The organism is Allobosea eneae (assembly GCF_042657265.1).
Classification (GTDB): domain Bacteria; phylum Pseudomonadota; class Alphaproteobacteria; order Rhizobiales; family Beijerinckiaceae; genus Allobosea; species Allobosea eneae.
In genome coordinates, this window is record NZ_JBHSLW010000013.1 from 232901 (window position 1) to 251154 (window position 18254).

An 18254-nucleotide genomic window follows, 5' to 3' on the forward strand; every position below is an offset into this window, starting at 1 on the left:
TCACTTTTGCTGACGCTGCCGTAATGGCGCGGGAACAGAACGCGCGGGCAGGCGTAATGTTTCGTGTGCAGGCGGGCTCGCCGGCCGGATCGCGTCGCCGTCGTGACTGGATCATGGTGACCTCGTGCCAAACTGAACTTTGAATGTGGCGATGAGGGGACGGCCTGTCGTGCTTTTGCCCGCTTCGCCTTCTAACCAGATCGCCATGTCAGAGATGCCGAGCCCCGAAATCACCAAGACTCCCGCAAAAGCGGCTGCCCTGACCGGGCAGATCGCTTTGTTCCTGGATTTCGATGGAACCCTGGTCGAGATCGCGCCTTCGCCGGAGGATGTGAAGATCGACCGGCGCCTGCCGGGAGCGCTGGAGGCGCTTCGTCAGCGGCTTGGCGGAGCGCTGGCCCTGGTCTCGGGTCGGCCGGTTGGACTGCTCGACGAGATGATGACGCCCTATCGTTTCGACACCGCCGGCTTGCACGGCGCCCAGATCCGTCTTGACGGCGCCGAGGCGCCGCTCGCTGCGCCTTCGGAGGCAATAAAGGCCGCGATCCGCAAGATGGTCCGCTTCGCCAATGCCCATATCGGCGTCATCGTCGAGGACAAGCGCCAATCGGTGGCGCTGCACTGGCGGCTGGCGCCGTCGCTCGCCGACGAAGCGCTTGCGCTGATGGAGGAGGTTGCGACCGAGATCGGCCCGTCCATGCGTCTGCAGCGGGGCAAGGCTGTCGCCGAGCTGGTTCCGGCGACCGCCAGCAAGGGCGGCGCAATCAAGTGGCTGCTGCAGCAGGACGGTTATGTCGGCCGCACCCCGGTCTTCATCGGCGACGACATTACCGACGAGGACGGTTTCGCCGCCGTCAATGCCGCGGACGGCTTGTCGATCCGGATCGGCGATGGTGAGACCTGCGCCCGCCATCGCCTCGCTTCGCCGACGGCGCTGCGCCATGTTCTCCTCGCCGCTGCCGAAGGCGGCGACCTCACGCTCGAATCTTTCCTCCAGGGCTGACTTCAGGAACAGGCATGACTGTGACGACCACCGCCTCGCCGAGAGCGGCCTCGCTCGATCTCGGCGTCATCGGCAATTGCACGATCGCCGCGCTGATCGATCGGCAGGCGCGCATCGTTTGGAGCTGCTTTCCGCGCTTCGACCGCGACCCGGTGTTCTGCGCGCTGATCGACAACCAGATCGACGACGGCGACGCCGTACCGAAGAAGGGCGTCTTCGCCATCGAGATGGTCGGGATGACCCGCTGCGAGCAGAGCTATCTCGACAACACCGCGATCCTCTCCTCGGTGCTGTCCGACGATCAGGGCAATGCGCTGGAGATTCTCGATTTCGCCCCGCGCTTCGTCCGCTACGAGCGTTTTTTCCGGCCGCCGCAGCTCGTGCGTCGGGTCCGGCGCATCTCCGGCCGCCCGCGCATCCGCGTCGTGGTCAAGCCCTGCCTCGGCCTCGGCGAGGAGCCGGACGAGATCACGCGCGGCTCCAACCATGTCCGCTTCGTCGGCGCCGACCAGACCATCCGGCTAACGACGGACGCGCCGGTCTCTTACGTGCTGGAGAGTATCCCCTTTGCGGTCGAGAAGCCGTTCTCCTTCTTCATCGGCTCGGACGAGGCCCTGCGCGCCGAGATCGAGACGACCTCGCGCGAATTTCTCGACAAGACCACCGACTACTGGCGCGATTGGGTCCGCTCGCTCTCGATTCCGTTCGAGTGGCAGCGCGAGGTCATTCGTGCCGCGATCACGCTGAAGCTCTGCTCCTTCGAGGAGAGCGGCGCCATCGTCGCGGCGCTGACGACCTCTATCCCAGAGGCGCCGGGCACGCAGCGCAACTGGGACTATCGCTTCTGCTGGCTGCGCGACGCCTATTTCGTCGTCCACGCCCTCAATCGCCTTGGCACGACGCGGACGATGGAGGACTATCTCGGCTTCATCACCAATATCGTCGACACCTATTCGGAGAGCGGCGCCGAGCACCTGCCGCCGCTCTACCCGATCACGCGCGGCGGCGAACTGCGCGAGTTCGAGGTGCCGAACCTCGCCGGCTATCGTGGCCATCAGCCGGTCCGTGTCGGCAACGGCGCGGCGACGCAGATCCAAAACGACGGCTATGGCGCCGTCGTCCTCGCCGCGACCCACTCCTTCTTCGACCGCCGCCTGATCCAGCCCGGCAAGGAAGCACTCTTCGCCCAGCTCGAGCGCATGGGCGAACGTGCGATCTCGGTCTTTGACAAGCCCGATGCCGGCCCCTGGGAACTACGGGAGAAAGAGGTGGTCCATTCCTTCTCCAGCGTGATGTGCTGGGCGGCCTGCGACCGGCTCGCCCGCATCGCCGGCACGCTCGGCCGCGCCGATCGCAAGGAGTACTGGCGCGGCGAAGCCAAGCGCCTGAAGGGCATCATCTCCGACCGGATCTGGAACCAGGAGAAGGGCCATTTCGTCTCGACTTTCGACGGGGCCGATCTCGACGCGACGCTGCTCCTGATCGCCGAGCTCGGCTTCGTCAAGCCGGACGATCCCCGCTACATCGCGACCGTGGAGGCGATCGGCCGCGAGCTCGGCCGCGGCGATCTCATCCTGCGCTATGGCACAGAAGACGATTTCGGCTTCATGCACACCGGCTTCCTGATCTGCGCCTTCTGGTATGTCGATGCGCTGCACGCGATCGGCCGCAAGGACGAGGCCAAGGAGCTGTTCGGCCGCATCCTGCAGCGCCGAAACAGCTTCGGCCTGCTCTCGGAGGATGCCGATCTGGAGACGGGCGAACTCTGGGGCAACTTCCCGCAGACCTATTCGATGGTCGGGCTGATCAACTCGGCGATGCGGCTGAGCCGGAACTGGGAAGAGGCGTTCTAAAGGGGGCCGTCATTCTCGGGCGGAGCGAAGCGAAGACCCGAGAATCTTGTGGCGAGGAGGCGCCGACAGGAGCCTCTTCCGGCGCAAGGTGCTTGGGTCAAGCCCGAGCGTGACGGGTGCGGGCCTACCCCCGCTTCAGCAAAAACACCGCCTGCGCGCCGAAGAGGTTCCAGAACCACCAGGGCGCGCTGACGCCGACCCTGCCGCCGGCGACGTCCAGCGCGACCGCGCGCTCCTTTTCCGCACCGACCGTGTCGCAGAGCGCGACGAAGTCGCGGATCGTGCAGAAATGGATGTTGGGCGTCTCCCACCACGTGTAGGGCAGGGATTCAGTCACCGGCATCCGGCCCATGAAGAAGACTTGGGCGCGCATCCGCCAATGCCCGAAATTCGGGAAGGAGACGATGGCGCGCCGGCCGATGCGCAGCATGTGCTCCAGCACATGGCGCGGATTGCGCGTCGCCTGGATGGTCTGAGAGAGGATGACGTAGTCGAACGAATCGTCGGGATAGTCGGCGAGGTCGGTGTCGGCATCGCCCTGGATCACCGAGAGCCCGCGCGCGACGCAGCCGGCGACGCCCTCGCGCGACAATTCGATGCCGCGCCCGTCGACGCCGCGGGTCTCGGCGAGCAATGACAGCAATTCGCCGTCGCCACAGCCGACGTCGAGCACCCGCGAGCCCGGCGTCACCATCTCGGCGACGAGGCGCAGGTCGATGCGGTTGGTCTGGGTATCGGCCAGTGCCATGCTCAGATCCCCCTGGCTCGCGCCGCGGCGCCGATGAAGCCGCGCGTCGTCGCGAACAGGTTGGGCTCTTCCAGCAGGAAGGCGTCGTGGCCCTTGTCGCTTTCGAGCTCGACGAAGGAGACCGAGGCGCCGGCGGCGTTCAGCGCGTGCACGATGGCGCGCGAGTCGCTGGTCGGGAACAGCCAGTCGGATGTGAAGGAGGCGACGCAAAAGCGCGTCCGCGTCCCGGCGAAGGCTTTCGCCAGCACGCCGTCATGGTCGGCGGCGAGGTCGAAATAGTCCATCGCCCGCGTCACATAGAGATAGGAATTGGCGTCGAAGCGCTCGACGAAGCTGATGCCTTGGTAGCGAAGATAGCTTTCGACCTGGAAGTCGGCGTCGAAGGTGAAGGTCGGGGCGCTGCGCTCCTGCAGCTTGCGGCCGAATTTGCGGTGCAGCGCCGGCTCCGAGAGATAGGTGATGTGCGCGCCCATGCGCGCGACAGAGAGCCCCTTGGCCGGGCGCGTGCCCTCGTCGAGATAACGGCCCTGGCGCCAGTCCGGATCGGCCATCACCGCCTGCCGGCCGACCTCGTGGAAGGCGATGTTCTGGGCCGAGTGCTTGGCGGCGGTGGCGAGCGGCAGCGCCGAGAACACCCGCGTCGGATAGCTCGCCGCCCATTGCAGCACCTGCATCCCGCCCATCGAGCCGCCGGCGACGCAGAACAGGCTGTCGATGCCGAGCGAGTCGATGAGATGCGCCTGCGCCCGCACCATGTCGCGGATCGTCACCATCGGGAAGGCAAGGCCCCAGGGCTTGCCCGTTTCGGGATTGGTCGAGGCCGGGCCGGTGGTTCCCATGCAGCCGCCGAGCACATTGGCGCAGATCACGAAGAAGCGGTCGGTGTCGACAGGCTTGCCAGGCCCGATCATCGCCGTCCACCAGCCGCCCTTGCCGGTGACCGGGTTGCGGCTCGCGACATACTGGTCGCCGGTCAGGGCGTGGCAGACCAATACCGCGTTGGAACGCGCCGCATTGAGCTCGCCATAGGTTTGATAGGCGATCTGCCAGTGCTCCAGCGTCGCGCCGGAATCGAGCTGCAGGGCCTTGTCCGGCCCGAATTGGGCGACCAGGCTCGAAGGCCGATTGGCTTCGGCCAGCGGGTCGGCGAGGAGGTCGGGAGCTTGCGTCCGGTTCGGCATTCGGATTTGTCTTGTCGCCCGGTCCGTTCGTAATAGCGGACTTTACCGATGGCGCGGCTCTTCCCGCCTGTCAACGCGGCGATGCGTTGCGACGGCTCTAGCCGTCTTTCCGGGGCGCGCTGCAAGCGCGAGCCCGGAACCCATGAACATGGGGCAGACCGGACAGGCGTTGCCCGCTCAGCGCCCTTTTAAGGACCTGCCGTGGTCATGGGTTCCGGGCTCAGGCCTTCGGCCCGCCCCGGAAAGACGGCGTGGTTCCATCGGGGCGCGGCATGCTCTAAGAGACCGGCACGATTAAAGAAGTCTGGCCATCATGACGCAAGCCGCCCCGACCACGCTCGCCGACCTGCGCAGCGAGATCGACCGCATCGATGCGGCGATGCACGGCCTGCTGATGGAGCGCTCGCAGATCATCGAGACGCTGATCGCGATCAAGAAGACGCAAGTGTCCGGCTCGGCTTTCCGCCCTGGCCGCGAGGCCGACATGATGAAGCGCCTGGCGCTGCGCCATCAGGGTCTCCTGCCGCTCGATACGGTCGAGAGCATCTGGCGCATCATCATCGCGACCTTCACCTTCGTGCAGGCGAACTACTCGGTCCATGCCGACATCTCCGGCGGCGACGCGGCGATGCGCGACAGCGCCCGCTTCCATTTCGGCTTCACCGTGCCTTTCGTCACCCATGAGGATGCCCGCGCCGTGATCGCAGCGGTGGCGGACTCGGCCGGCGATCTCGGCATCTTCCGCATGGATCTCGGCGCCAGCGCCGGCGTCTGGTGGCAGGGTCTGATCGGCGCCGACCAGCCCAAGATCATTGCGCGCCTGCCCTTCATCGAGCGCCCCGATCATCCCGCCGGCACGCCGGTCTACTGCATCGCCAAGCCGCTGACCGACGCCGCCGTGCGCGAGATCGTGCTCTATGCCGCCCGCGTCGAGCGCTGGTCGGAGCAACTCCGCCACGGCCTTGCCCAGCACCTCGCCGAGGTCTCGGCCAGCGCCGCCGACGGCTCGCATCTGGCGCTGCTGGTGGCCGCTTCCGGCGAAACCCCGGTCGAAGCCATCCGCAGCGCGCTCGAACCCGCGGGCCTCAAGGAACTGACCGAGATCGGCAGCCACGCCGCCCGCTTCGCTTTCAAATCCGTCCGCTGATCACTCCTTCAAGGTCCAGCCCCATGGCTCTGCCCGCTTCCCGCCCCGTCCCGCGTCCCGGCGTCCTCGACATCGAGGCCTATGTCCCCGGCAAGTCCTCGGCTCCGGCCGGCGTCAAGCTGCACAAGCTCTCTTCCAACGAGACCCCGCTCGGCCCGAGCCCGAAGGCGATCGCGGCTTATGGCAACCTCGCCGGCAAGCTGGAACTCTACCCCGACGGCTCGGCCACCAAGCTGCGCGAGGCCATCGCCGGCCGCTACGGGCTCGACGCCAACCGCATCGTCTGCGGAACCGGCTCGGACGAGTTGCTGCAGCTGATCACCAAGGTCTATCTCGGCGATGGCGACGAGGGCGTGTTCACGCAGCACGGCTTCCTCGTCTACAAGATCGCGATCCTCGCCGCCGGCGGCAAGCCGGTGATCGTGCCCGAGACAAAGCTCACCGCCGATATCGACGCGATCCTCGCCGCGGTGACGCCGCGCACCAAGATCGTCTTCCTCGCCAATCCCAATAACCCGACCGGCACCTATCTGCCCTTCGACGAGGTCAAGCGCCTGCAGGCCGGCCTGCCGCCTCATGTGCTGCTGGTGCTCGACGCGGCCTACGCCGAATATGTCCGGCGCAACGACTATGCCTCTGGTCTCGAATTGGTCGCGACATCAGAGAACGTCGTGATGACCCGCACCTTCTCGAAGATCTACGGCCTGGCGAACCTGCGCCTCGGCTGGGCCTATGGTCCCGCCCACATCATCGACGCGCTGAATCGCACCCGCGGCCCGTTCAACGTCAACGGCGCTGCGATCGAGGCTGGCGTCGCTGCGATTGCCGACGAGGCGCACATCGCATCGGCGATCGAGCACAACGACAAATGGCTGGCCTGGACCACGGCCGAGCTGGAGAAGCTCGGCCTTTCCGTCACGCCCTCCGTCGGCAACTTCCTCCTGATCCATTTCCCGACAGCCGCCGGCAAGAGTGCGAAGGAGGCTGACGCCTACCTGACCCAGCGCGGGCTGATCCTGCGTTCGGTCGCATCCTATGGCCTGCCCGATGCGCTGCGCATGACCATCGGCAGCGAGGAGGCCAACCGCCTCGTCGTCGCGGCCCTGGCCGAGTTCCTGGGCAAGGCCAAGTGAGCGCGCCGGACAGTTTTGCGCCGCGCCGCGACGAGCCGCTCTTCGGGCGGCTCGCCATCATCGGCATCGGCCTGATCGGCTCCTCGATCGCCCATGCGGCCAAGGAGCTCAACCTCGCCCGCCAGATCGTGCTGAGTGATCACGACGCCGATGTCCGCCGCCGCGCCCGCGAACTCGCCCTCGGCCACGAGATCGCCGAGACCGCGATCGAGGCCGCCCGCGACGCCGACCACATCGTGCTCTGCGTGCCGGTCGGCGCCTGCGGCGTGGTTGCGGAGGAGATCGCGGCGGTGCTCAAGCCCGGCGCGATCCTCTCCGATGTCGGCTCGGTCAAGCATGCCGTCGTCGAGGCGGTTACGCCCCATCTGCCCGAGGGCGTGCATTTCGTCCCGGCCCATCCGGTCGCCGGCACCGAGAATTCCGGCCCTGATGCCGGTTTCCCCAGCCTCTTTCTCGATCGCTGGTGCATCCTGACGCCGCCGCCCGGCACCGACGAGGCTGCGATCGCCCGCACCCGCCAGTTCTGGGAGGGCATGGCGGCGATCGTCGAGGTGATGGGCTCGCAGCATCATGACCTGGTGCTGGCCATCACCAGCCATCTGCCGCATCTGATCGCCTACAACATCGTCGGCACCGCCGAGGATCTGGCGGCGGTGACGCAGTCGGAGGTGATCAAGTTCTCGGCCGGCGGCTTCCGCGACTTCACCCGCATCGCGGCCTCGGATCCGACCATGTGGCGCGACGTCTTCCTCGCCAACAAGGAGGCGGTGCTGGAAATGCTCGGCCGCTTCAACGAGGACCTGGCTTTGCTCACCCGCGCCATCCGTTATGGCGACGGCGAGACCCTGCACAAGCATTTCACCCGCACGCGCGCCATCCGCCGCGGTATCGTCGCGCTCGGCCAGGAGAAGGCCGAGACGGAGAAGCTCAGGAAGGGCTGAAGGGCAGGGGCGGTGCTCGCGAATCCAGGGCCATTCCGCGATCAGGCGTGAATTCTGCTGCCTTGCAGCGCCTGCCTGCCTTGTCAAAATCGAGTCGGGCTGATACAGCCCCACCCGTCGCCGCAATAGCTCAGCTGGTAGAGCACCTCATTCGTAATGAGGGGGTCGGGGGTTCGAATCCCTCTTGCGGCACCACTCCAAACCCCTGAAAAATAAGCGAAATTCAAAGCGGACCGCAGCGTAGAAGTCGTCCGTCGACCATGCCTGGGCGTAAACTTGGGCCTGCCCGACCGAGCTAGTTCGCTATTCGCCCAGGGCGCTGCGGCGCCAGGCCGCCGGCGTCTCGCCGACCATGCGGCGGAAGACGCGGGTGAAATGGGCCTGGTCGGAGAAGCCGGCATCGGCTGCGATCTCGGTCAGCGGACGTTCACTCGATGCCAGCAGGCGCTGGCCGCGCTCGATCCGGGCCTTGAGTTGCCATTGATGCGGCGGCAGGCCGGTCGAGGCCTTGAAGGCGTGGCTGAAATGCGACTGTGACATGCCGACGAGTTCGGCGAGGTCCTGCAGCCGGATCGTGCCCGCGGCATGCTCGGTGATGTAGTCGGTCACCGCCTTGAGCTGCCAATTGCTCAGCGGCGAGCGTCGGCGCGGCGCGTTGGCGCGTATGCCGAAGAGGTCGATCAGCACGGCGAGCACGAGCCCATCACCATAGAGGTCGTGCCGCGCGTCCGGCTCGGCGCACTCGCCGGCGATCAGGCGCGCCAGCGTCAGGATGCGCGGATTCGAGAAACCGATGCGCGGCTGCGCCAGCCGCTCGGGCGACAGCGCCTCTCCGAGCCGCTCGCTGACGGTCGCGGCATCGAAGTGCAGGTCGAGATGGCGGATGCGCATGCGCTGCTGCGAGCGCCCCCAGACCGGCACGCCCGCCGGCATGAAGCTGATGGCGTTGGCGCGGGCGCTGCTCGAAATGCCGGGCTCGTTCGGACGGAGGCGCGTCTCGAAATGGCCGCCGACCTTGTCGAGGACCACGAACAGGCGCGGATGCTCGGAGACATATTCGCCGCTGGCGCCGGCCTGGCATTCGGCCTGCCAGAGATCGGCGACGACGCCGTTCCAGACCCTGTATTTCAGCGCGCCGATGACGCTGATGCCCTCGCGGACCGAACGCATGCGCGGCTGGAAACCCATGGCTAGCCTCCGGAGCGGCGAGGAGTCGCCTTGCGGCGCGTGATCAAAATGCAACGTGGTCAAGCCAATTGTAAACTCGCGCCCAAGATCGTTCAATGCATGACAGAAACGATCAATCCTGCCCTGCGCGTTGCTGATATTGCCGAACAGAAAGCTGAGCTCCGCCTTTGAATGATTCTAAATTTGATCAGTTCTGAAATGGCGGCATTTGCTGGGGCCGGGATTGGAAATGTGCTACAAGCAAAAGATGAAATCTGGATTTAGTCTTAGTTCGACTGTCTCGTTCGCCATGCTCAGTGCCAGCGCCGCCATGGCGCAGGCGCAGCCCGCTCCGACGGTCCAGCTCGACACCATCGTGGTCGAGGGCGAGGGCGGCACGACGGCCGGCCCGGTCAATGGGTATGTCGCGACCCGCTCGGCGACCGGCTCCAAGGCGAACACGACGATCACCGCGATTCCGCAGGCCGTCTCGGTGCTCGGCCGCGACGAGATCGACGACCGCAAGGCGCTCAAGGTCGACGAAGCGCTGCGCTACACCGCCGGCGTCGCCGCCCAGACCTTCGGCCCCGATCCCGATACCGACTGGATCTTCATCCGCGGCTTCCAGGCGACGCAGACCGGCGTCTTCATGGACGGGCTGCAGCTCTATTCCTACGGCTTCGGCGGCTTCCAGATCGATCCGTTCCTGCTCGAGCGCGTCGAGGTGCTGAAAGGCCCGGCCTCTGTGCTCTATGGCGGCTCGACGCCCGGCGGCATCGTCAACCTCGTCAGCAAGCGCCCAACGGGTAAGAATTTCGGCTATGTCGAGGCCGGCATCAACAACTGGGGCAACGCCTATACCGGCATCGATATCGGCGTCAGCGACAAGCAGGGCGTCTGGAGCACGCGCCTGACCGGCAGGCTCTCCGGCGGCGACCAGTACACCGACTATTCCAAGGATTTCCGCGGCGTGATCATGCCGCAGATCAGCTATCAGCCCAATGGCGCCACCCGCTTCACCGCTTATGGCATGTATGCGGCGCTCGACCAGGTCCATGTCGGCGGCGGCTTCCTGCCCTATATCGGCACGGTGAGGAATGCGCCCTTCGGCAGGATCCGGCGCGAGGCCTTCTATGGCGAGCCGGCGATCGACGATCAGGAGCGGACGCAGGCGCTGCTCGGCTACGAGTTCCAGCACCAGTTCGCCAACAATTGGACCTTCACCCAGAACCTGCGCTACGGCGTGATGAAGGGCTCTCAGCTCGGCCCCTATGGCTTCGGCTATGCCGGACCTGACGCGCCCTTCGGCGACCGCTTGCAGCCGCTCGGACCCGACTACCAGCTCTACCGCATCGGCTTCCAGGAGCGCACGCGGGTCAGGACCTTCACGGTCGACAATCGCATCGACGGCAAGCTCGTCACCGGGCCGCTCGAGCACTCGCTGCTCTTCGGCGTCGACTACAAATACTTCAACATCGACCATACCCAGGCTTCGGGCGGCGCGACCACGATCAGCGTGACCAATCCGGTCTACGGCGCGCCGCAGGGCCCGACCGGCGTCTATCTGAACCAGGACCTGAAGCATCACCAGATCGGCTTCTACGCCCAGGACCAGATCCGCTTCGGCGGCGGCTGGCTGGTGACGCTGAACGGCCGCTACGACTATGTCGACAAGAAGTCGGTGAGCCCGGCAGGGCTTCTGTTCTCGCCGACCTACGACAAGAAGGAGGCGTCCTGGAGCGGCCGCGCCGGCCTCGGCTACGAGTTCGCCAATGGGCTGGCACCCTATGTCAGCGCCGCGACCTTCTTCACCCCGGTCTTCGACGCTGTCCCGAACCTGCTCGGCGGCCCCGGCCAGCCCTTCCGCCCGGAGGAAGGCCAGCAATACGAAGCCGGAGTGAAGTACAAGCCGAGCTTCATGGACGCGCTGCTCACCGCCTCGGTTTTCCACATCACCAAGCGCAACGTGCTGAACCCGGCGCCGACCGCTCTCAACCCGTTCGCCCAGCAGCAGCTCGGCGAGGTGACATCGCGCGGCTTCGAATTCGAGGCCAAGGCCAACATCACCAAGGACCTGAAGCTGCTCGCCTCCTTCACCGCCTTCGATCTGAAGACGACGCGGGACACCCGCCCGCTGCTGGTCGGCAAGACGCCGGTGGTCGTGCCGGAGGTGACCGCCTCGGCCTGGCTCGACTACACCGTGCCGGACGGCGCCTTCAAAGGCCTCGGCCTCGGCGCCGGCGTCCGCTATGTCGGCAGCTCCTACGCCAATGCCGAGAACACGCTGAAGGTGCCGGCCGCGACCCTGGTCGATGCCGCGATCCGCTACCAGATCGGCAATTGGGGCATGGCGCTCAACGTCACCAACCTGTTCGACAAGGCCTATGTGAAGAGCTGCAACGGCCAGTCCGGCTGCGGCTATGGCGACGCCCGCACCATCACCGTCTCGGCCAATTATCGGTGGTAGAGGCAACGGACCCGCACGACATCGAAACGCCGCGGCTCCCGCTGCGGCTTTCGCCCATGTTAGACCGGTACCCATGAATTTGAGGCTCCCGACACGGCGCGAGACGCTCGCCACCCTGGCGGTGGCTGCCTTGCCGCGCCCGGCTCATGCCGTCGGCCTGCGCGTCGCAACCGTCGACTGGTCGGTGCTGGAGACCCTGCTCGCGCTTGGCGCCCTGCCGGTGGCCGCGCCCGAATTGCTGCAGTTCCGCGAGGTCGCGGTCGAGCCGGCGGTTCCGGCAGGCGTCACTGATCTCGGCCTGCGCGGCACGGTCAATTTCGAATTGCTGCTGCTCTCGCGGCCAGAGCTGATCTACTCGTCGAGCTTCTATGTCAGCTCGGAGCCAAGGCTCGCCCGCATCGCGCCGGTCGAGCGCTTCTCGATCTATGTGCCTGGTCGCCCGCCCTACGAGCCAGCGGCGGCGATGATGCGAAGCATCGGCGCAAGGCTCGGCAGGAGCAATGAGGCCGAGCGCTACATCGCCGAAGCCGAGGCGGAGTTCGCCGCCCTGCGCGAGCGGCTGACGCCGCATGCGGCGCGGCCGGTCATCCCGATCAACCTCGGCGACCCCAGGCATTTCCGCGTCTTCGGCGCCGACAGCATGTTCGGCGAGGTTCTGAAGCGGCTCGGCCTCGCCAATGCCTGGAGCGACGATACCAGCTATTCGGCCATGGCGCCGGTCGGCCTGGAGGCGCTGGCGCGTGTGCCTGATGCCTGGATTGCCCTGATCCCGCCGGTCCCGCCCGGCGCGCTCGAGGTGCTCGCGGGCAGCACCTTCTGGAACGCGCTGCCTAGCGTCCGCGCCGGGCGCTTGCTGCCGCTCGCCTCGATCAATCCCTATGGCGGTCTGCCGGCGGCGCGGCGCTTCGCCCGGCTTCTGGCGGAGGCGCTACTGGCCAAGGGACCGGTACATGGCTGAGGCGGCCATGGCGGTACCGTCCAGACCGGGCCGCCATCCCGGTCTCTGGCTAATCGCCACGCTGGCGGCTGCGACGCTGCTCGCCGCCGTGATGACGATGCGCCCGCCGGTGCCGGCATCGGCCGAGCTCGCACGGCAGCTCGACCATATCCTGCTCTGGCACAGCCTCGTCCCGCGTTCCGTTGCCGCGTTGATCTGCGGCGCCGCGCTCGGGCTCGCCGGCCTGCTGTTGCAAGGTGTCTTGCGTAATCCGATCGCCGACGCCTCGACGCTCGGCGTCGTCTCGGGCGCGCAACTGGCACTGACCATCGCGACCGCCTTTGCTCCCGCAGCGATCGTCTTCTCGCGCGAAGGCGTCGCGCTCGCCGGCGCTTTCCTCGCCGTCGCCCTCGTGCTCGGGCTGAGCTGGCGGCGCGGGCTCGAGCCGCTGACGGTGGTCCTCTCCGGCATGGTCGTCTCGCTGCTGGCCGCTGCCCTGAGCGCGACCGTCATCCTCGCCAAGGGCGACTATGTGCTCTCGCTGTTCATCTGGGGCGCCGGCTCGCTCCACCAGCAGAGCTGGGACGCGGTTCTGGCGCTCGGCCCGCGCCTGCTGCTGTGCTGGCTCGCGGCAGCGCTGCTGTTGCGTCCGCTCGCGCTGCTGGGGCTCGACGATGGCATCGCCCGCAATCTCGGCCTCGCCTTACATGCCGCCCGCTTCGCCGTGCTCGCGGTGGCGATCTGGCTCGCGGCCAGCGTCACCGCCGAGGTCGGCGTCATCGGCTTCGTCGGCCTCGCCGCCCCGGCGCTGGCGCGCGAATTCGGCGCCCGCACGCCGCGCCGGCTGCTCCTGGCGGCGCCGGCGGTCGGGGCGCTGCTGCTCTCCATCACTGACAGCGCGGTGCAACTGCTCGGCTCCGGCTTCAACGATCTGGCTCCGACCGGCGCCGCCACCGCCCTGCTCGGCGGCCCGCTGTTGCTGTGGCTGATGCGCCGCGTCCCGCCGGCCCCGCCTGCTCAAGCCGTCGACGCCATGACACCGACGCATCGCATCGGGCGTCCGCTGCCGGCACTCGCCGGCCTCGCGGCGGCGGTCGCGATTGTCGCCCTGCTCGGCCTTGTCCTCGGGCGCGGACCGCAGGGCTGGGGTATCGCGATGGACGGCCTCTTCGCCGAGCTGCTGCCCTTCCGTGGTCCGCGTCTGGTTGCGGCGGGCGCCGCGGGGGCGTTGCTCGGCGCCGCCGGCTGCCTGATGCAGCGCCTCACCGCCAATCCATTGGCCGGACCCGAGGTTCTCGGCGTCAGCGCCGGCGGCGGCGTTGGCCTAACGCTCGCGCTCGCGCTGCTGCCGTTCAGCCCGTTCTCGATGCTGCTCGGCATCGCCGGTGGCTCGCTCTCCGTGCTTCTTGTGATGCTCGTCCTGGCGGGGCGACCCGGCATCGGCTCGCAGCGCCTGCTGCTCGCCGGCATCGCCATGGGCGCGCTCTGCATGGCCCTGGTCTCGACGGCGCTCGCCAAGGGCGATTTGCGCGCCTATGTGCTGCTGACCTGGCTCTCCGGCTCGACCAACCGCGCCGGCGAGATCGAAGTCTGGGTCGGATTGGCCGCCTGCCTGCTGCTGATCGCGCCGCTTTTCTTGGCGACGCGCTGGCTCGATCTGATGCCCTTGGGCGAGGTGGCGAGCCGTAGCCTCGGCCTCTCCGTCGCGGGCAGCCGTCTCATCCTCGCTGCGTTGGCGGCCTTGGCGACGGCGGTCGCCTCGCTATTGGTCGGCCCGCTCAGCCTGATCGGCCTGATCGCGCCGCATCTGGCGCGCTTCGCCGGCTTTGCGCGGGCCCGCGACCAGCTCGTCGCCTCGCTCCTGATCGGCTGCGGCGTGCTGATCCTGGCCGACTGGCTCGCGCGTCTCGTCGCCTTCCCCTATCAGGTGCCAACCGGACTGTTTGCGGCTCTGATCGGCGGTCCCTATCTGATCTGGCTGTTGAATCGCACAGGGAGCCGGCATGGCTGACGATACCAACTTGCACGCCAGCGCCCGGGTTGCGCTCATCAACCCGGCCAGCATGCTCGACCGGCTCTGCGACCACTTCGTTGACCATGGGACAGTCACGCGAGAGGCCGACAATGCCCGGGTTGAGGGGATATTCGGAGCGGTCCAGTTGAAGGTTGCAGCGAATGCGCTGGACATCACCGTCGCCTCGCCGACCAAGAGCTATCTCTTTGTCGTCAAATCCTCCGTCGCCGAACATCTCGTCGAATTCGCCGATGGCGAGACCATCGCGCTGGACTGGCAGGGCGACGCGGTCGGCGAGACCCATATCCCGTATTTCCGCGAGGTCGTCGTGCGCGGCGCCCGTGACATCACCCCCGCGATGCGGCGCGTCACCGTCGCCTGCGACGACCCCGGCCACTTCACCAGCGGCGGCCTGCATGTGCGTGTCCTGATCCCGCCGCGCGGGCGCGAGCCGGTTTGGCCGAGCGTCGGGCCCGACAGCCGGGTGATCTGGCCGGAGGGCGACGACGCGCTGGCGAAGCGGACCTACACGATCCGATCGATCGACCATGCCCGTGGCGAGCTCGACATCGACGTCGTGCTGCATGACGACTCGCCGGGCTCGATCTGGGCGCGCCAAGCGAAGCCGGGCGATCGCGTCGGCCTGCTCGGACCAGGCGGCGGCGACGTGATCCCGGCCGACTGGTATCTGCTCTGCGGCGACGAGACGGCCCTGCCGGCGATCGCGCGTATTGCCGAGACATTGCCGAGTTCTACTCGGGCCAGCATCGTGATCGAGGTGGCTGACGCCTCCGAGCAGCAGGAGATCGCTTCGAAAGCCATGATCGAGGTGACCTGGCTGCATCGCGAGGGCGCGCCGGCCGGCTCGACCGATCTGCTGCCGCAGGCGGTGCGCAGCATCGCCCTGCCGGACCAGGGAAGCCCCTTCGTCTTCGCCGGTTGCGAACAGGCCGCTGCACGGGCCATCCGCAAGCATCTGCGGGCAGAAAAACAGCTGCCCAAGGACCGCCATCTCGTCGCCGCCTATTGGCGCCGGGGTCACGCCGATGTGCACGACCATGGTGAGTGATGCAGACTGAAGCGATTGCGAGCGCCGCCGGGCGCTTCAGCGCCGCACCCCAGGCGATCGACGCGGGGCCGCAGACGAGCGGCCCCCTGTTCACGCTTGAGGAGGTCGGCTTCTCGATAGCGGGCCGTGTCCTGCTGGAACCGCTGTCGCTCGACCTGGGTGCTGGCAAGGTGATCGGCATCCTCGGTCACAACGGATCGGGCAAGTCGACGATGGTGAAGCTGCTGGCGCGGCAGCAGCAGCCCTCGCGCGGCGTCCTATCTTATGCCGGACGTCCGATCGAGAGCTGGGACAACCGCGCCTTCGCGCGCCGGGTCGCCTACTTGCCGCAACAGACGCCGCCCGCCGCCGGCATGCTGGTCAAGGAGCTGGTCGCGCTTGGCCGCTACCCCTGGCACGGGGCGCTCGGCCGCTTCGGCCGGCGCGACCGCGACAAGGTCGGCGAGGCCATGGCGCTGACCGATATCGAGCCCTTCGCCGAGCGTCTCGTCGATACCTTGTCGGGCGGCGAGCGCCAGCGCGCCTGGCTCGCCATGCTGGTGGCGCAGGATGCCCAATGCCTCCTGCTCGACGAGCCGATCGCGGCGCTCGACCTCGCCCATCAGATGGAGGTGCTGACGCTCGTGCAGCGCTTGTCGCACGAGCATGGCCTCGGCATCGTCGTCGTCCTGCATGATGTCAACATGGCCGCCCGCTTCTGCGACGAGCTCATAGCGCTGCACTCCGGCCGGCTCGTCGCGCGCGGCACGCCCGACGAGATCGTGCGTCCCGATGTGCTGCGCATGATCTACGGCGTCGAGGTCGGCGTGATCGCCCATCCGCATGGAGGACGGCCGCTCGCCTTTGTGTGAGGCGGCGATCTGAGGCCGATCGGGTGCTCGCGGGCCCACAGGAGGTTGCCTAAGCTCAAAGATAGCTTGCCAAGGCGGCGAAGAAGGCGTCGTCGCTGATTTCGAGGCGGCGGCGATCGCCCGGCTTCGAGCGGGTCGCAGGACCACGACAACCAGGCGTGTGCGCGGGTTGATGTGAATGAACTGCCCCGTGGATGCCAGCGCCATTGCGCGCGAGCGTGCCGCCGCGTGCAGCTTGAGCGCAGCGGCGGTGACGATGCCGAGTGTGCCTTCCGAGGCGATGAAGGGATGCTTGAGATCGTAGCCGGCATTGATCGTCCGAGACGCGTCGGCACTGGAACAAGGGCCGGTCAGCGTGGTCCTGGCTGTGGTCGGCGTCCTGCCAAAGGCGAGCTGCAGCGGATAAAGCAGGAGCCTATCGAGATCGAAAAACGACGTCGCCGGCCTCGATCGTGACGCCGACCGGTTCCCTCCTGCTGTCAAAAGTCGATCCCATTGTCATGCGCATCTTTCTGGCATAATGTATGCCAGATAGCAGTGCCTGCTGCCGTGTGCTCGCGGAGGACCGGGTCGTGAGAATCCATGAATTCCAGGCGAAGCAGCTCCTCGCTCGTTACGGCCTGCAGGTGCCGGCAGGCGGCGTCGCGATCCAGGCTGGCGAGGCCGGCCAGGTCGCCCGGCGTCTCGGCGGTCCGGTGCTGGTCAAGGCGCAGATCCATGCCGGCGGGCGCCAGCGCGCCGGTGGCGTTCAGCCGGCCGGCGATCCTGCTGCCGCCGCAGCTGTTGCTCGCGATTTGCTCGGCATGTCGCTGGTGACCGCGCAGACCGGGCCAACCGGCCAGAAGGTCAGGCGCGTCCTCGTCGAAACCGCGATTGCCGCGGTGCGCGAGCTTCATCTCGCCTTGCTGATCGATGCCTCTTCGGGCGAGCTGACGCTGATCGGCAGTGCCAGAGGCGGCGTGGATATCGAGGAGCAGGCGGCGCGCGGCGAAATCCTGCTCAACCGGCTCGGTCTCGGCTCCGGCAGCGAGGCGCGGACGCAGGAGGTGGCGGCCTTCGCCACGGCGCTCGGGCTCGAGGGTGCGCTGCACGAGCAGGGCTGTGCGCTGATCGATAGTCTCCGGCGCGCCTTCGGCGAGCTCGACGCCAGTCTGATCGAGATCAACCCGCTGGCCGTGACTGCGACAGGCTCCCTCGTCGCGCTCGACGTCAAGATGATGCTCGACGACAACGCGTTGTTTCGGCATCCGGAACTGGCGGCGCTGCGCGACGAGGACGACACCAGCGCTGCCGAGTTGCAGGCGCAGCGCCATCAGCTCAACTATGTCCAGCTCGACGGCACGATCGGAATCGTCGCGAATGGCGCCGGGCTCGGCCTCGCCACGCTCGACATGCTCGTCGCGGCCAAGGGGCGGCCGGCCAACTTCATGGACATCAGGACCACCGCGAACAGCCTCGACATCGCCCAGGGCTTCCGTCTGCTGCTCGACAACCCGGCGACGCGCGCGATCCTGGTCAACGTCCATGGCGGCGGCATGCAGCCCTGCGACACCATCGCCGAGGGGCTCGGCATCGCCCTGCGGCGCAGCGGCCGGTCCTTGCCGCTGGTGGTGCGGCTGGCCGGCAACAACGCCGATTTCGCCCGCTCGCGCCTGCGCAATTTCGGCTGCGCGGTGATCGATTGCCCGGACATGTGGACCGCCGCCTCGCAGGCGGTCGCGCTGTCGCAGAAGGGAGCCTGAG

At 67.4% G+C, this 18254-nt stretch carries 15 protein-coding genes and 1 tRNA gene; 13 read left to right on the forward strand and 3 right to left on the reverse strand.

All coding sequences use genetic code 11. The annotated features are described in order from the left end of the window. The first annotated feature begins 205 nt into the window (after positions 1-205). Both otsB and ACFPOB_RS12305 read left to right on the forward strand, forming a co-directional pair. A complete protein-coding gene (otsB, locus tag ACFPOB_RS12300; protein WP_377798676.1) occupies positions 206-1003 on the forward strand; it encodes a trehalose-phosphatase in 798 nt (265 codons plus the stop codon). Positions 1004-1017: 14 nt separating this feature from the next. Further along, complete coding sequence (locus ACFPOB_RS12305; protein ID WP_377798678.1) at positions 1018-2856, forward strand: glycoside hydrolase family 15 protein; 1839 nt, start codon at positions 1018-1020, stop codon at positions 2854-2856. Positions 2857-2980: 124 nt separating this feature from the next. Here ACFPOB_RS12305 and metW read toward each other — a convergent pair whose 3' ends face one another. Both metW and metX read right to left on the reverse strand, forming a co-directional pair. Next, positions 2981-3604: a methionine biosynthesis protein MetW gene (gene metW / locus ACFPOB_RS12310; RefSeq protein WP_377798680.1), complete on the reverse strand. Its 624-nt coding sequence runs from the start codon at positions 3602-3604 to the stop codon at positions 2981-2983. A 2-nt stretch (positions 3605-3606) separates the two neighbouring features. After that, positions 3607-4785 carry a homoserine O-acetyltransferase MetX gene (gene metX / locus ACFPOB_RS12315; RefSeq protein ID WP_377798682.1) on the reverse strand — a complete coding sequence of 393 codons (1179 nt, stop codon included), beginning with the start codon at positions 4783-4785 and terminating at the stop codon, positions 3607-3609. A gap of 313 nt (positions 4786-5098) precedes the next feature. On the opposite strand from metX, the gene ACFPOB_RS12320 reads away from it, so the two are divergent. The 4 genes from ACFPOB_RS12320 (at position 5099) to ACFPOB_RS12335 (ending at position 8201) form a co-directional block, all read left to right on the forward strand. Then, positions 5099-5932, forward strand: a complete 834-nt coding sequence (locus tag ACFPOB_RS12320; RefSeq protein WP_377798684.1) for a chorismate mutase — start codon at positions 5099-5101, stop codon at positions 5930-5932. Positions 5933-5955: 23 nt separating this feature from the next. Beyond that, complete coding sequence (gene hisC / locus ACFPOB_RS12325) at positions 5956-7065, forward strand: histidinol-phosphate transaminase (protein WP_377798686.1); 1110 nt, start codon at positions 5956-5958, stop codon at positions 7063-7065. Then, positions 7062-8006 (forward strand): prephenate/arogenate dehydrogenase family protein, encoded by a 945-nt coding sequence (locus ACFPOB_RS12330; protein ID WP_377798688.1) that lies wholly within the window; start codon positions 7062-7064, stop codon positions 8004-8006. The genes hisC and ACFPOB_RS12330 overlap by 4 nt, the downstream gene beginning before the upstream one ends. Positions 8007-8125: 119 nt before the next feature. Beyond that, positions 8126-8201 (forward strand) — tRNA-Thr (locus tag ACFPOB_RS12335). A 108-nt stretch (positions 8202-8309) separates the two neighbouring features. Here the strand turns inward: ACFPOB_RS12335 and ACFPOB_RS12340 are convergent. Continuing rightward, positions 8310-9194, reverse strand: coding sequence for an AraC family transcriptional regulator (locus ACFPOB_RS12340; protein ID WP_377798690.1), 885 nt, complete (start codon positions 9192-9194; stop codon positions 8310-8312). 30 nt (positions 9195-9224) lie between these two features. Here ACFPOB_RS12340 and ACFPOB_RS12345 point away from each other — a divergent pair, with 30 nt between their 5' ends. The 7 genes from ACFPOB_RS12345 (at position 9225) to sucC (ending at position 18253) form a co-directional block, all read left to right on the forward strand. Next, positions 9225-9365, forward strand: coding sequence for a hypothetical protein (locus ACFPOB_RS12345; protein ID WP_377798691.1), 141 nt, complete (start codon positions 9225-9227; stop codon positions 9363-9365). A gap of 58 nt (positions 9366-9423) precedes the next feature. After that, positions 9424-11640, forward strand: coding sequence for a TonB-dependent siderophore receptor (locus ACFPOB_RS12350; RefSeq protein WP_377798693.1), 2217 nt, complete (start codon positions 9424-9426; stop codon positions 11638-11640). Positions 11641-11713: 73 nt separating this feature from the next. After that, the gene (locus tag ACFPOB_RS12355) at positions 11714-12598 is read left to right on the forward strand and encodes an ABC transporter substrate-binding protein (protein WP_377798695.1); all 885 of its coding nucleotides are present in this window, start codon (positions 11714-11716) and stop codon (positions 12596-12598) included. Next, a complete protein-coding gene (gene fhuB, locus ACFPOB_RS12360; RefSeq protein WP_377798696.1) occupies positions 12591-14588 on the forward strand; it encodes a Fe(3+)-hydroxamate ABC transporter permease FhuB in 1998 nt (665 codons plus the stop codon). The genes ACFPOB_RS12355 and fhuB overlap by 8 nt, the downstream gene beginning before the upstream one ends. Beyond that, the gene (locus tag ACFPOB_RS12365; RefSeq protein WP_377798698.1) at positions 14581-15660 is read left to right on the forward strand and encodes a DUF2218 domain-containing protein; all 1080 of its coding nucleotides are present in this window, start codon (positions 14581-14583) and stop codon (positions 15658-15660) included. Before fhuB ends, ACFPOB_RS12365 begins: the two co-directional genes overlap by 8 nt. Beyond that, positions 15660-16511, forward strand: a complete 852-nt coding sequence (locus ACFPOB_RS12370) for an ATP-binding cassette domain-containing protein (RefSeq protein WP_377798749.1) — start codon at positions 15660-15662, stop codon at positions 16509-16511. The genes ACFPOB_RS12365 and ACFPOB_RS12370 overlap by 1 nt, the downstream gene beginning before the upstream one ends. A 572-nt stretch (positions 16512-17083) precedes the next feature. Next, positions 17084-18253, forward strand: a complete 1170-nt coding sequence (gene sucC / locus ACFPOB_RS12375; protein ID WP_377798700.1) for an ADP-forming succinate--CoA ligase subunit beta — start codon at positions 17084-17086, stop codon at positions 18251-18253. The last annotated feature ends 1 nt before the right edge of the window (position 18254 follow it).

Excerpts from the sequence above, each read along its gene's own strand:
- metW (WP_377798680.1), bottom strand. The coding sequence starts at position 3,604 with ATGGCACTGGCCGATACCCAGACCAACCGCATCGACCTGCGCCTCGTC.
- ACFPOB_RS12320 (WP_377798684.1), top strand. The coding sequence starts at position 5,099 with ATGACGCAAGCCGCCCCGACCACGCTCGCCGACCTGCGCAGCGAGATC.
- metX (WP_377798682.1), bottom strand. The coding sequence starts at position 4,785 with ATGCCGAACCGGACGCAAGCTCCCGACCTCCTCGCCGACCCGCTGGCC.
- ACFPOB_RS12355 (WP_377798695.1), top strand. The coding sequence starts at position 11,714 with ATGAATTTGAGGCTCCCGACACGGCGCGAGACGCTCGCCACCCTGGCG.
- ACFPOB_RS12365 (WP_377798698.1), top strand. The coding sequence starts at position 14,581 with ATGGCTGACGATACCAACTTGCACGCCAGCGCCCGGGTTGCGCTCATC.
- fhuB (WP_377798696.1), top strand. The coding sequence starts at position 12,591 with ATGGCTGAGGCGGCCATGGCGGTACCGTCCAGACCGGGCCGCCATCCC.
- ACFPOB_RS12370 (WP_377798749.1), top strand. The coding sequence starts at position 15,660 with ATGCAGACTGAAGCGATTGCGAGCGCCGCCGGGCGCTTCAGCGCCGCA.
- ACFPOB_RS12305 (WP_377798678.1), top strand. The coding sequence starts at position 1,018 with ATGACTGTGACGACCACCGCCTCGCCGAGAGCGGCCTCGCTCGATCTC.
- otsB (WP_377798676.1), top strand. The coding sequence starts at position 206 with ATGTCAGAGATGCCGAGCCCCGAAATCACCAAGACTCCCGCAAAAGCG.
- ACFPOB_RS12350 (WP_377798693.1), top strand. The coding sequence starts at position 9,424 with ATGTGCTACAAGCAAAAGATGAAATCTGGATTTAGTCTTAGTTCGACT.
- ACFPOB_RS12340 (WP_377798690.1), bottom strand. The coding sequence starts at position 9,194 with ATGGGTTTCCAGCCGCGCATGCGTTCGGTCCGCGAGGGCATCAGCGTC.
- hisC (WP_377798686.1), top strand. The coding sequence starts at position 5,956 with ATGGCTCTGCCCGCTTCCCGCCCCGTCCCGCGTCCCGGCGTCCTCGAC.